The 13,214-nt window shown below is 63.3% G+C and carries 12 protein-coding genes and 1 tRNA gene; 7 read left to right on the top strand and 6 right to left on the bottom strand.

Going from position 1 to position 13,214, the window contains the following annotated elements; translation table 11 throughout:
• Positions 1–45 precede the first annotated feature (45 nt).
• From IFO71_RS10930 to IFO71_RS10915, 4 genes are all read right to left on the bottom strand, one after another.
• A complete protein-coding gene (locus IFO71_RS10930) occupies positions 46–765 on the bottom strand; it encodes a class I SAM-dependent methyltransferase (RefSeq protein ID WP_225444552.1) in 720 nt (239 codons plus the stop codon).
• Complete coding sequence (locus IFO71_RS10925; protein WP_192029666.1) at positions 762–1,949, bottom strand: BtaA family protein; 1,188 nt, start codon at positions 1,947–1,949, stop codon at positions 762–764. The genes IFO71_RS10930 and IFO71_RS10925 overlap by 4 nt, the downstream gene beginning before the upstream one ends.
• A 104-nt stretch (positions 1,950–2,053) precedes the next feature.
• Positions 2,054–2,818 (bottom strand): sulfite exporter TauE/SafE family protein, encoded by a 765-nt coding sequence (locus IFO71_RS10920; protein WP_225444551.1) that lies wholly within the window; start codon positions 2,816–2,818, stop codon positions 2,054–2,056.
• Between the two features lie 69 nt (positions 2,819–2,887).
• Complete coding sequence (locus IFO71_RS10915) at positions 2,888–3,874, bottom strand: mitochondrial fission ELM1 family protein (protein WP_192029665.1); 987 nt, start codon at positions 3,872–3,874, stop codon at positions 2,888–2,890.
• Positions 3,875–4,093: 219 nt separating this feature from the next.
• Between IFO71_RS10915 and IFO71_RS10910 the strand changes: the two genes are divergently transcribed.
• The 4 genes from IFO71_RS10910 (at position 4,094) to IFO71_RS10895 (ending at position 7,346) form a co-directional block, all read left to right on the top strand.
• Positions 4,094–4,666, top strand: coding sequence for a YceI family protein (locus IFO71_RS10910; RefSeq protein ID WP_225444550.1), 573 nt, complete (start codon positions 4,094–4,096; stop codon positions 4,664–4,666).
• 123 nt (positions 4,667–4,789) lie between these two features.
• On the top strand, positions 4,790–4,987 hold the full coding sequence (locus IFO71_RS10905; RefSeq protein ID WP_192029664.1) for a zinc-finger domain-containing protein: 198 nt from the start codon (positions 4,790–4,792) through the stop codon (positions 4,985–4,987).
• Between the two features lie 8 nt (positions 4,988–4,995).
• A complete protein-coding gene (locus IFO71_RS10900; protein WP_192029663.1) occupies positions 4,996–6,126 on the top strand; it encodes a glycosyltransferase in 1,131 nt (376 codons plus the stop codon).
• Entirely contained in the window at positions 6,123–7,346 is a 1,224-nt protein-coding gene (locus IFO71_RS10895; RefSeq protein ID WP_192029662.1) for an O-antigen ligase family protein, read from the top strand. Before IFO71_RS10900 ends, IFO71_RS10895 begins: the two co-directional genes overlap by 4 nt.
• Positions 7,347–7,474: 128 nt before the next feature.
• On the opposite strand, the gene lpxL is transcribed toward IFO71_RS10895, so the two are convergent.
• A complete protein-coding gene (lpxL, locus tag IFO71_RS10890) occupies positions 7,475–8,380 on the bottom strand; it encodes an LpxL/LpxP family Kdo(2)-lipid IV(A) lauroyl/palmitoleoyl acyltransferase (protein WP_192029693.1) in 906 nt (301 codons plus the stop codon).
• A 133-nt stretch (positions 8,381–8,513) separates the two neighbouring features.
• Between lpxL and waaA the strand changes: the two genes are divergently transcribed.
• The 3 genes from waaA to uvrD are packed head-to-tail and all read left to right on the top strand — an operon-like array spanning position 8,514 to position 12,756.
• Complete coding sequence (gene waaA, locus IFO71_RS10885) at positions 8,514–9,812, top strand: lipid IV(A) 3-deoxy-D-manno-octulosonic acid transferase (protein WP_192029661.1); 1,299 nt, start codon at positions 8,514–8,516, stop codon at positions 9,810–9,812.
• A gap of 38 nt (positions 9,813–9,850) precedes the next feature.
• A complete protein-coding gene (locus IFO71_RS10880; protein WP_192029660.1) occupies positions 9,851–10,525 on the top strand; it encodes a TIGR00645 family protein in 675 nt (224 codons plus the stop codon).
• Between the two features lie 41 nt (positions 10,526–10,566).
• On the top strand, positions 10,567–12,756 hold the full coding sequence (uvrD, locus tag IFO71_RS10875) for a DNA helicase II (protein ID WP_192029659.1): 2,190 nt from the start codon (positions 10,567–10,569) through the stop codon (positions 12,754–12,756).
• A gap of 130 nt (positions 12,757–12,886) precedes the next feature.
• Here uvrD and IFO71_RS10870 read toward each other — a convergent pair.
• Positions 12,887–12,963 (bottom strand) — tRNA-Met (locus IFO71_RS10870).
• Between the last annotated feature and the right edge of the window lie 251 nt (positions 12,964–13,214).

Raw genomic sequence — 13,214 nt, 5'->3', positions numbered from 1 at the left:
AACAAGCAATTCAGAAGCCTCATCGTGGCACGCCACACCGTTGATTCAGGCCTGACCGCGAAACAGAAAATACGGCACGCGCAACAGTGGCAGATACGGCAAGCGATGACGGCGCTCACTGAGCACACTCTCGCGACACGCGTCTTGCACCAGCGCCAGTCGCTCGGCGCCTAGCACTACACCGTCGTGGGCAAACCAGCGCGACCAGAACAGACGTTCGGCCAGCGAGTGCTGGGCGCGACCCGGCTCGGCCTTGGCACTCGACAGATAGAAATCAACCACCGCCAGCAGACCGCCAGGACGCAGCATGCGCATGGCATTGGCGACTACCAAGTCCGGCGCCGGCATCATGCTCAGTGAGTACGACATCAGCACCAGATCGACCGGTTGATCGGGCTGCCAGGTCACCGCGTCGCCTTCAATCAGCCTGACATTGGGCTTGTCCGCATGGGCGCGGCGCGCCTCAGCCAGCAATGGCCGGCACAGGTCGATCAATTCGAACTGACATTCGCGCTGCTGCATCGGACTGAACAGACCGACATTGCTACCGGTGCCAGCGCCCAACTCGACGACTCTTGCCCCAAGCGCAATCGGCAGTGAAGCGATCAGCTCAGAACGACCAGGCAAGAGCCGTTGTCGAAAGCGATCATAGTCAGCGGCTTGCTTGCTGTAGAAGTGTTCCAGGCGGCGCTGCTGCGGCCCGCTGTTCGGCATGCCGCGCAGCATGGCGCGCAGCACATCGAGATCAGCACGCCACCTGTTCAAGCAGGCGCATCGGCGATCACCAGTCCGGCATAGGTGTGCACGCGATCGCTGGACTGCCAGTCGTCAATGCCGTGCTCAGGAAACGCCAACAGGTCGCGCAACCGACGTTGTTCCGGGCCAACCACCACACGCTCCAGATAGCCCGGACAGGCCTGTGCACTGCGCAAGAGAATACGTGCCCCTGGAGTCGATCGACGCACGATCCATTCCCATTCTTCCTGCAAGGCTTGTGGGTGATGCAGGCCCATCCAGTCCATATGATCGAGCAGGACGAATCGCGAGATGCTGCCGCGGTGAGTGCTGAGGAAGCCGGTCACCGTGTCGGTGTGCCATTGCACCCGTTCCCACAGCCCCTGCTTGAGCCGCTCGGCATTGAGTGGTTTCAGGTATTCCGGACAGCACTCGGGCGTGTAACTGCCATGGAAATACACCCGCCAGAAATAGTTGTCGCGCAGACTCAGCTGACAGGCGACGTACTGCACAGCGTGCTGAATGAAGCCGGCCACCTTGCCGCCATGCTGCAATTCGACCAACTTGCGCTGCGCCTGCGGTACGCCCAACAGATTCATTACCCACTGCGAGCTCAACAACCGGTTGACCGGTCCGTTCCACAGCCGCGGCGCCACCTCGTGCTGATAGATCGCCGCTTGCTCTTGCAGATTCTCAGCGGCAAACATGGCATCAATGGCACAGCGCAAGGCTGGACGAAATCGGAAGTAGCGTCGGGCACCGAAGGCGGCAAAGCCGGAAAGCCCATGAAAGTAGAAGCTGCCGCGCGGCGAACTGAACCAGCGGATACGTTGGTCCCAGTAGTGCCGGGCGGGGTCACTCAAATCGCCACGCAGGGCCTGCCTGTAGACGCGCCCGGCCTTGCGATGATGACCGGCCCCGAACAACAACCAGAGGTCCTCGAACTCAAGGCGGCGCAAGGCAGTCAGTTTCAGCTCCAGCAGGGCGTTCTGCGCCGGATTCATATCCACTGCATGAATGCGCCGTGCGCCGGCCAAGGCATAGTCCAGCGCGTTGCAGCCGCCGCTGGTGATCACCAGCACCTCGTCCTGATCACTTAGCCCCAAGATGCGTCGATCGACTGCGGGGTCCTCCCAGCAGGCGTTGTAGATCAGACTGTTTCGGGTCAGCGCATTGAACACTCGCTGATCCAGTCGTTCACGCCACGCGGCCATCCGGTCGCCCTCGAATGCACGGATTCGAGACGCTAGGCCACGCCAGTGACTGCGCCGTGACCCACCGATGACCGGTGGATGACAGCAGCACATCGAATACCGGGTCAGATCAACAGCGTGCCCAGGGTGGTCACCGACAAGGCCAGCACCAAGCTGGCCGATAAGCCCGAGGCTAGCCGTGGCGGCACCTTGCGCGCCGCCCAGGCCGCTACCGGTGCGGCAAGGACGCCGCCCAGCAACAATCCACCGACGATCGGCAGCACCTGTGTACCGACCACCGGCCAGAGCAGGCTGGCGACGGTCAGGCTGACAAAGAATTCGGCTGCATTGACGCTGCCAATGGCGAAGCGCGGTGGCACGCCACGGGCCAACAGGGTGGTGACATTGATCGAACCCCAGCCGCCGCCGCCAACGGCGTCGAGGAAGCCGGCAATCAAGCCCTGCGGCGCCACTCGCGAATTGGACAGGCTGTCGGCCGATAGTGGCGTAACCGGACGCGGTCGAAAGGTGCGGTACAGCACTACGCTGCCGACCAGGGCAAGGTAGCCGGCCACCCAGGGCTTCAGCGCATGGCCGTCGATATTGCCGATTACCAGCGCGCCGATCGCGGCCCCCAACACGCCAGGCAACAGCAGGTTAAGAAACAAGCGCTTGCTGACATTGCCGAGGGCGGCGTGACTCAGGCCAGAGACCGCCGTGGTGCCGACCTCGGCGCTATGCACCGCGGCCGAAGCCAGCGCCGGCGGTGCCCCCATGGCCAGCAGCAGACCGGTGCAGGTGACGCCATAGGCCATGCCCAGCGCGCCGTCGACCAGTTGCGCGGCCAGACCGACCAGCACGAACAGCCAGAACTCCTCGCCCACGCCCATCGATGCCGCATCCAATCTTCGAGGGCCCCATGTTCTGCCCTCGCCGTATGGCGCGGAAATAACCTTTGGCTATGTTGGCCGGCTGGCCACTGACGGCGGAAACAGCCGCTGCAGCACCTGCTCGACGACCTCGTCCAGATCGTGCCAGGGCTCGACCACCAGGCTATGCTGATCACCGCGCGGCAAGCCCTGGCTGACGCGCGCGGAGGCGCGCAACACCTGGTGGAAGGCGGCCAACCTGCCTTCAAGGCGCGGCACGGGCAGGGTCAGCAGTTCGGCCTGCGTCGCAGCCGCCTCGCTGATCATGTTGACCGAGTCGGGGCTGACCCAGATCTGATCCGCCCAGGCCAGGGCCGGACCGTAGGGGTTGTCACCGTCATCGGCAGTCCACCACTGCAAGTCACTGGGCAAGGCCCGAAAGACCTCTCGCAGCCAGGTCGGCGTACGCCCCGAGCCGATGACCCAGCGACTACCGACCGGCGTGTCCGCCAGTTGCCGCAGCCATGACCCCGCCTCGTCCACGCCGTAGCGACACAGCCGGGTCGGCCCGCCAAGCAGGATCAGCTGCCGCGGTGCGTCTCGACTGCCCCATTCGGGGTGAGCCTGGCGTTGAGCGCCTAGCCAACTCAGGTTTACCGGATGCAGACTTCCCCGGGTCACCAGGGTGCGACTGTCACGATGGGGATCATGGTTCGGCTGAACACGCAGGTCCCACTCATCGCAGGAGAGACGCGGATCCAGAATCTGCACCGTCCGTGCCTGAACTCGCCGTTTCGCTATACGCGTGGCCAGAGCAGCCTGTCGACCGCAGCCGATCACCAGGCACGGACGCAGTGCATCTAGACGCTCAGCGAACGCGGGGTCAAACCCGGCCGCGCTGCCCCACAGCCAGCGCGGCGCCAACCATTTCCAAGGCAGCCGCGGGCGCAGCGTGTAATGCGACCAACCTGCACGCAGACGCTCGGCCAGGGCTTCGGCCAAGGCATCGGCCTGACGCTGATTGCCGCGACTGGGGTCTGACACCGACAGCAGCAGGCGCCGCTCAGAGGCTGTCATGCGGACCGTTCCACAGCCTTTGGCCGCGCGTTAGAGGCGCAACGCTGCGTTGCATCCATCGCCTTGGTCTCGGAGCCCATATTCAGTCACACTGCGCCCAGTATCACATGCAAACCATCTCGGCACGCCTTCGCGCACCGGTGATGGCCCACCCACGGAACCTTGCCAAGGTGCCGACACTCCGACACCTGCGTCTGCCCTGCCTGGAGAACCCAAACGATGAAAATGAAAGCCCTGTTTGCCGCCCTCAGTCTTGGACTGGCGTTTACTGCGCAGGCCGAGACCTACCAGATCGACCCCAACCACACCCAGGTGCGGTTTCAATACAGCCACTTTGGCCTGTCGACCATCGTCGGCCTGTTTACCGGCGTCAGTGGTGAAGTCAGCTACGATCCGGCTGACCCCAGCGCGGCCTCTGTCAAGGCCAGCATTCCGCTCGCCAAGGTCAACACCGGCGTGGCCGATCTTGACCAGCATCTGGGCTCAGCGGACTTCTTCGATACCGCCAAGTTTCCCAACGCAGAGTTCGCCAGCAGCAAGGTGGAGGCGGTTGGCGACAACCAACTGAAGGTAACCGGCACGCTGAAGCTGCGTGATGTCGAGCAGCAGGTGGTGCTCAATGTGCAGCTCAATGCGCTGAAAAACCACCCGATGAGCGGTCGCCCGGCGATCGGGTTCGATGCCAGCACCGAGCTCAAGCGCACTGAGCTCGGGGTCGGCAAGTACGCCCCCAATGTCAGCGACGAGGTCAAGATCGAGATCACCGTCGAGGCCACCGTGCCGAAGGCGTAGTTGAATGACGCGGCGCCCGACAGCGCTCGGGCGCCCGCTGCGCTGGCCATGTGCGGGCGAATCCACAACCCACCGCTGAGCTCGGTGTAAACTTGCGCCTGCTCTTGAAGCTAGACCGCCTGCATGACCACCGCATCCGCCGACTTGCGCCCCGCCAACGCTGAGACCATCTACCGGATCGGCCGTAGCGACTTGCCGCTGTCCTGTCCAATGCCAGACATGGCCCTGTGGAACTCTCACCCAAAGGTGTACCTGCCGATCGAGACCAGCGGCAAGGCGACCTGCCCCTACTGCGGCGCGCGCTTTGAGCTGACCGACTGACGCTGGCGGTGGCTGCACTGCGCGTCCTGCAACTACTGCCGGCGCTGGAATCGGGCGGAGTTGAGAAATCGACACTGGAGATTGCCGAGGCGCTCGCCGAGCACGGTTGCGCTTCGTTTGTTGCTTCGGCCGGCGGCCGCCTGGTGGAACCTCTGCTGGCCACGGGCAGCACCCACATCGCGCTGGACATCGGCCGCAAGTCGCCTTGGACGCTGCGCCATATCGTCAGTCTGCGGCGCCTGATCGAACAGCTGCAGCCGGACATCGTGCATGCGCGTTCGCGCTTGCCGGCCTGGATCGCCTGGTGGGCACTGAACGGCCTGCGCGGCAGGCGCCCACATTTCATCACCACCGTGCACGGCCTGAACTCACCTGGGCACTACAGCGCCATCATGACCCGCGGCGAGCGCGTAATCTGCGTGTCGGACACGGTGCGTGAGTATCTTCAGAAGCACTATCCCGCGATCGACTCGAGTCGACTGATCACCATTCCTCGCGGCGTTGATAGCAACGCGTTTCCATTCGGCTATGTGGCGGATGAGGGCTGGAAGCAAGCCTTCTTCGCCGAGTTTCCGCAACTGTTGGGCGGCCCGATGATGTGTCTGCCGGGTCGCGGCACGCGACTGAAGGGCCACGCCGACGCCATCGAATTGCTGGCTCGGCTGCATGCTGCTGGCTGTGACGCCCGCCTGTTGCTGCTCGGCGCCGACGAGCACGGGCGCTCTGCCTACCTGGAAGAGTTGCGCGAGCAAGCGCGTCGGCTGGGGGTGGCCGAGGCTCTGGCGATTTCCGCACCACGCCACGATATCCGCGAGGTGATGTCGATCAGCCGCCTGGTACTGCAGCTCTCCAACAAGCCCGAGGCGTTTGGCCGCACGGTGGTCGAAGCGCTTAGCCTGGGTCGCCCGGTGCTTGGCTTTGATCACGGCGGCGTCGGCGAATCACTGCGTCGCTACTTTCCGCAGGGCGCAGTGCCGATTGAACAACCAAGCCATCTGGCGGTGCGGGCGATTGAGATGATGCGCTTTCCGCCCAAGCTGAGCCCGATCGAGGCGCCCAGCAAACAGGCCATGCAGCTCGCCACGCTGCAGTTGTACCAGACCCTGTGCTGCCCGTTTCTGCCGGAGAGCGGCGGGTGAACGCGCTGCCGGTCTGGCTGCTCTGGGCTGCGGTCGCCGTGCTGCCGTTCGGCCGGATTGCCGAGTTGCCGATGGCATTGGCCGCACTTCTCGGACTGATGATCTGTCTGCGCACACCGGGTCGCCTGCGCAGCCGCCCCGCAGCCATGACCTTGCTGCTGTTTCTCGGTTACTGGCTGCCCGAGTTGCTGTCGGCCGTTGATTCGCTATCAGCTCAGCGTAGCTGGCTCGAGGTCGCGGTTGATCTGCGCTACCTGCCGATGCTGCTGTACTTCACCCTCGAGCTCAGTCAGGGGCAGCGCGCCGAGCGCTGCGCGCAAGGACTGGGATGGATCGTTCTGTTATGGGGCGGCGATGCCCTGCTACAGGCCAGCACCGGCCTCAGCCTGGGCGGGCAGAGCAGTCAGGACCGACTCAGCGGCATCTTCGGCGCGGAGGACCTCAAGCTGGGCCCGATGCTGGTGGCGCTTTGCCCCTTCCTGCTGGTCTCCGCCTGGCGACGCCATCCTGGCTGGGCGCTGGCCGCCCTGACCCTGGTCGGCACTGCCGTGTTATTGGCCGGCACCCGCTCGGCCTGGATCATGCTGGCGGTCGTTGTCGGAAGCCTTTGTTATGTTGAGCTGGGCGCGCGACGCAGCGCACAAGCCCTGCTCGGTATGCTGGCTGCCGGGCTACTGCTCGGCACCCTGGCCTATCAGACCTCAACCAGCTTCGCCTCGCGGATCGACCGCAGCCTGGCCGTGTTGAGCGCCGATCGCGAAGGGCTGGATCATGCCCTGGCGTTTCGCTTGCCGATCTGGGAGAACGCGGCGCGCATGGCCGTGGCGCACCCGATCAATGGTGTCGGCGTGCGCGCCTACCGCGATGTCTACGCCGACTTCGCATCGCCGGGTGATCCCTGGGTCGACTTCGCTGCCGGCAAGGGCGCCGCCCACGCCCATAACATCGTGCTTGAGTTGCTGTCAGAAACCGGTCTGCTGGGGCTGCTGCTATGGCTGGTGGCTATCGGGCTGCTGCTGCGGCAGTCACGGCAGTGCGCGCTGGCGCGGAGCAGCTACCGCAGCGCCTGGGCAACGGCGCTGATCGCCATGCTGTTTCCACTTAACACACACTATGCAGTGTATGCCAGCGAATGGGGCGGCCTGCTGTTGGTGCTGGCGGCCGGCTGGCTGGCGAGCTGGGCCGGACAGAGCCGCAGGCAACTGCCGAATCCTTCTTGATTCGGCCACTTGAAGCTTGAACATCCTGTTCAACTCCAAGTCCCGCGCGTCCGGTAAATTTGCTGGCGCGCAGGCGATTCACAGCGACTACGTCGTCGGCACGAGCAGCCCATCGATTAGCCGCTCCGCTAATACAGACTAGACTCGCCGGCCGGTCGACGCTTGAAGCGCTTGTGCACCCACAAATATTGCTCAGGCGCTTCGCGCACCATGGCCTCGATGCAGGCATTAACCCTGGCCGTGTCGGCGGTAGCGTCATCGCTGGGGAAGTCCGGCAACGGCGGCTCGACCCGCAGCACATAGCGGTCACCTTCGCGGCGATGAAAGAACGGCACCACCGCCGCGCCGGTCAAGCGCGCCAACTGATGGGTGGCGGTAATGCTGGCCGCCGGAATGCCGAAGAACGGCGCGAACACCGTGTCCTTGCCACGCATGTCCTGATCCGGTGCGTACCACAGGATGCCGCCGTGCTTGAGATGACGAATCGCGCCGCGCAGCTCATCGCGAGTAAACATGGCGGCCGCATAGCGCAGGCGTCCCCTCAGCACTTCGAACTCCATCCAGCGCTGGTCATGGGCACGATACATGCCCGCCAGTGGGGCGTGATCGCAGAGCAATCGTCCGCACAGCTCCAGGGTGAGGAAATGACCCGAGATCAGCAAGATTCCGCGCTTTTCGGCGATCAGCGCCTGCAGCACCGGCAAGCCCTCGATACGGGTCACCGCGCGCAACCGGTCGATATCACCCCACCACGCGCGCAGAAACTCAAATACCCCAACGCCCAGTGCGGCGAAGCTGTCGCGCACCCGCCGCTTGCGCTCGGCGGCGCTGAGATCAGGAAAGCACAACTCGATGTTGCGTTGCGCCGCCCGGCGGCGAGACGGCAGCAGGCCAGCGAGCAAGAATCCGAGTACGCGCCCGAGGCGCAGCTGCCACGACCAAGGCAGTCGGGCCAGCCCCTTGCCGATGAGGATGGCGCAGCGCACCGGCCAATCGGCCAGCCGGGTCGGGGGTGGTGAACTAAGCGTCGGCATGGCCGGCAAGTGTAGCTGCTTGCCCGCCGCGGGTCTGTGCTGGCTACCGTCGTGAGATTCGGCCGAGCACGCCAGTGAACACGCCTTCCGGTATCCTTCGCAGATGCGCTCTCGCTCCTGGCGCCGCCGATTCATGCGCGCGCTTTACACCCTCACCATGTACCTGGTAACGCCGGTCATCCTGTATCGCCTGGCGGCGCGCGGCTTGCGTCTGCGCGGCTACTTTTCGCGCTGGCTGGAGCGCTTCGGCTTTTTTCCACCTCCGGGATTCGACCATGCCATCTGGGTGCACGCGGTGTCGGTTGGCGAGGTCAACGCCGCAGCACCGCTGATCGATGCGCTGCGCATTCGCTACGCCAACCGCCCCATGGTGGTCACCACGGTCACTCCGACCGGCTCCGATCGGGTGCGGCAACTGTGGAAGGATCAGGTTTTTCATGTCTATCTGCCCTACGATCTGCCGGCAGCCGTCAAGCGCTTCTTGCGACGGATTCGACCCAGCATCGCTGTGGTGATGGAAACCGAGATCTGGCCCAATCTGTATTTCGAGTGCGATCGACGCAATATCCCCATCGTGTTGGCCAATGCACGGCTGTCGGAAAAATCCCTGCGCGGCTACGGGCCGGTGCGCCCCCTGGCTCGCTGGGCGGCGCAATGTGTCGAGATCGTGGCCGCTCAGTCACAGGGCGATGCCGAGCGCTTTCTGTCGCTGGGCGTGCGCCCGCAGCAGCTGCAGATCGTCGGCAACCTGAAGTTCGACATGCGGGTACCGGCAGAGATCACTGGCCAGGCCGCTGAACGCCGCAAGCACTGGGGTGAACGCCGCCCGGTGTGGATTGCGGCTAGTACCCACGAAGGCGAGGAATGGCCGGTGGTGGATGCTCATGCGCGCATCCTGCGTCGCTTTCCTGATGCCCTCTTGCTGGTCGCGCCGCGCCATCCCGAGCGTTTCAAGCCGATGTCGCAGCTGTGTCGCGGCCATGGTTTCAACACCGCCACCCGCAGCGAACAGCGCATGCCCAGTGCGCATACTCAGTGCTTCATCATCGACACATTGGGCGAGTTGGTGCCCTTCTTGGCCTGCGCCGATGTCGCCTTCGTCGCCGGAAGCTTCGACCCGATTGGCGGCCACAACGTATTGGAGCCGGCCGCTCTCGGTGTACCCGTGCTGGTCGGGCCGCACACCTTCAATTTCACTGAAGTGACTGATTTGCTGCTCGATCGCGGCGCCGCGCTTCGGGTTGCCAATGCCGAGCAACTGGCGCAGGAAGTACAGACCCTGTTTGCCGACCAGAACCTGCGCCAGCGCATGGGCGAGGCCGCCAGCAGCAGCGTGGCCGGGGCACGCGGCGCGGTGGAGCGGACCGTACACGAGATCGACGCGGTGTTGAAGCGCAGCGCGCCCCTTGGCACGGAAGCGGCGGCAGTCTAACCTTCGCGCCCTGCTGTTCAAATCTGCTTGAAAGCCCCATGAGCCTGCAAACTCAAGACAACGCCCGCCGAGGCATTCTGGCCGACCTTATTTTCGGCTCGCGCTGGATGCAGCTGCCCCTGTATCTCGGCTTGATTCTGGCCCAGGCCGTGTATGTAGTGCTGTTCGTCAAGGAGCTCTGGCACCTGATCACCGACGGGCTGGCGCTGGGCGAGCAACAGATCATGCTGATCGTGCTGGGCCTGATCGACGTGGTGATGATCAGCAATCTGCTGGTGATGGTAATCGTTGGCGGCTATGAGACCTTTGTCTCGCGGCTACGACTGCAAGGCCATCCTGACCAGCCTGAGTGGCTGAGTCACGTCAATGCCGGCGTACTGAAGGTCAAGCTGGCCACCGCCATTATCGGTATATCCTCGATCCATCTGCTGAAGACCTTCATCGCCGCCGGTTCGATCGGCGCACTACCGGTGTGCGGCAGCTTGGAGGCATACCAGGCCACCGCGGCGATACACGAGATCATGCGCGCAGCCGACGCTGCGGCCAATTTGGCTAACGTCAAAGCAGCCTGCAGCCATTTGAGCGAAGCAGGCGTTCTTTGGCAAACCATCATCCACAGCGCCTTTATCCTCTCGGCACTGGGTATCGCCTGGACCGATCGAGTGATGCATCAGTCGGGCAACGGCAAAGCAAAAGCCCAGGCGGCACACTGATTGGAACTGCGCTAAGGCGGCATCGTCGCTAGACTGGGCGGATGGATTCCTCGCTGTTGCTTGATGGGCTGAACGACGCCCAGCGCGAAGCGGTTTGTGCGCCGCTAGGACATCACCTGATTCTTGCCGGTGCAGGTTCGGGCAAGACTCGCGTGCTGGTGCACCGGATCGGCTGGTTGATGGCAGTCGAACAGGTGCCTCCACACAGCATTCTCGCCGTCACCTTTACCAACAAGGCGGCCGCCGAAATGCGCGGGCGAATCGGCCAATTAAGCGGACACGAGCACCGAGGCATGTGGATCGGCACCTTTCACAGTGTCGCCCATCGCTTGCTGCGGCTGCATTGGCGCGACGCTGGACTTCCGGAAGGTTTCCAGATCATCGATAGCGATGATCAGCTGCGCCTGGTCAAGCAGGCCATCAACAACCTGCAGCTCGACGACAAACTGTATCCGCCGCGCCAGCTCTGCTGGTACATCAACCAGCAGAAGGACGAGGGCCGCCGTGCCCGCCACCTGCAGGCCCGGGACGCACAGGACAGGCGCTGGATCGATATCTACAGCGACTACGAGGCGGCCTGCCAACGCGGCGGACTGGTCGACTTTGCCGAGTTACTGTTGCGCGCACATGAGCTGCTGCGCGAGCATCCGGCCCTCCTCGAGCACTATCAACAACGCTTTCGCGAAATTCTGGTTGATGAGTTTCAGGATACCAATGCCATTCAGTATGCCTTCGTGCAGCTACTGACCGGGACGCGTGGGCATTGCCTGGCCGTCGGCGATGACGATCAGGCCATCTACGGTTGGCGCGGCGCCAAGGTTGAAAATGTACATCGCTTCTTGCGCGATTACCCCGGCGCGCAGCAGCATCGACTGGAGCAGAACTACCGCTCAACCGGGACCATCTTGCGCGCTGCCAATGCGGTGATCGCGCGTAACGATGGAAGGCTGGGCAAGAACCTCTGGACTGAAAGTGGCGATGGCGAACCGATCCTGCTGTTTGCCGCCTACAATGAAATCGACGAGGCACGGTTTGTCGCCGAGCGCATCCGCGCCTGGATCGAGGCCGGCGGCGCGGCCAGTGACTGCGCCGTGCTGTATCGCTCCAACGCTCAGTCCCGAGCGCTGGAAGAGGCTTTGATTGCGGTCGGCCTGCCGTATCGAATCCATGGCGGGCTGCGCTTTTTCGAGCGAGCCGAGATCAAGGATGCCCTGGCCTATCTGCGACTGATCACCAATCGCCACGACGACCCTGCGTTTGAGCGCGCGGTCAATACGCCTTCGCGCGGCATTGGCTCGCGCACCTTGGAGTTGATTCGCAGCGCCGCTTTCCAGCATGGTGTTTCACTCTGGGAGGCCTGCCTTTCGCTACTGCAGGCAGGCGGACTTAGCGGCCGGGCGCGTAGCGCAGTTCATGGTTTCTGTGAGTTGATCGAGTCGATCGCCGGCGCCGTCTCTGACAAGCTGCTGGCGGAGCAGATTGACCTGGTGCTCAAGCAAAGCGGATTGCTTGCGCACTACTCAGCGGAGTCTCGCGGCACCCTGGAAGCACGGGAGGACAATCTCAACGAGCTGGTAACCGTGGCCAGCCGATTCGTCATGCCGGTCGATGAGGTGGAGCTACCCGAGCTGTTGGCATTCCTGAGCTATGCAGCGCTTGAGGCGGGCGAATCTCAGGCTGAGGCGCATGAGGATTGCGTACAGTTGATGACCCTGCACTCGGCCAAGGGACTGGAATTTCCGCAGGTGTTTGTCACTGGCCTGGAGGAAGGCCTGTTTCCCAGTCATCGCAGCGTTGAGAACGACGAACGACTCGCTGAAGAGCGACGCCTGGCCTATGTCGGCATCACGCGTGCCGAACAACGTCTGGTGCTCAGCTATGCCGAATGTCGACGACTTCATGGCAGCGACACCTTCAATCTACCCTCGCGGTTTCTGAGCGAAATACCCGGCGATCTCTACATTGCCGTGCGCGCAAAACCGCAGGTTGAGCGCCCTCAATACAGTGCACCGGCCTCTCGATTCAAAGCGATGGTCAGCAATAAGATCGGTGGCTTCTGGCAGCTCGGCGATCGTGTCCGACACATGAATTTTGGCAGCGGCACCATCATCGGCGCCGAGGGCGAAGGCGCGCATACGCGGGTACAGGTCAACTTCGATCAGGGCGGAAGCAAGTGGCTGGTACTTTCTTTTGCCAGGCTGGAAAAAGAGCCGGGCACGGCGTTGGGCTAGCTAGCCCGGAGTTCGCCATCTCGTGCAACGCCTCGAAACGCGGATCAGACGACCATGCGCTGACGCCAAAAACACAAAACCCCGCGCAAGGCGAGGTTGTGCGGCTGGCTGCTTAGGCAGCTGGATCTGTTGGTGGCTATGGGTGGACTCGAACCACCGACCCCGGCATTATGAGTGCCGTGCTCTAACCGGCTGAGCTACATAGCCAACAGAGCCGCGTATGTTTACACAAGCCTGCATCGCCGTCAATCAGTTGATGGCTGGGCACCGTGTCGACTGCTGGGGCGAATCAGCGGCAAGATTCGGGCTTTGTGTGCTGTGCACGGCGTTGACCACCCGCTTGGCATTGGCAGGATTGCTGTGTTGAACTCGCCCGGCAGCGGTATTGCACGTGCCATCGAATACCCGCGCCATGAGACTCAGCGGATTGGTGGGCCCACCAGGATTCGAACCTGGAA

It is taken from the genome of Pseudomarimonas arenosa (assembly GCF_014841215.1).
Taxonomy (GTDB): domain Bacteria; phylum Pseudomonadota; class Gammaproteobacteria; order Xanthomonadales; family Xanthomonadaceae; genus Pseudomarimonas; species Pseudomarimonas arenosa.
Note: the sequence above shows the minus strand (reverse complement) of the source record. Positions and strands in the feature narration are given on the sequence as shown.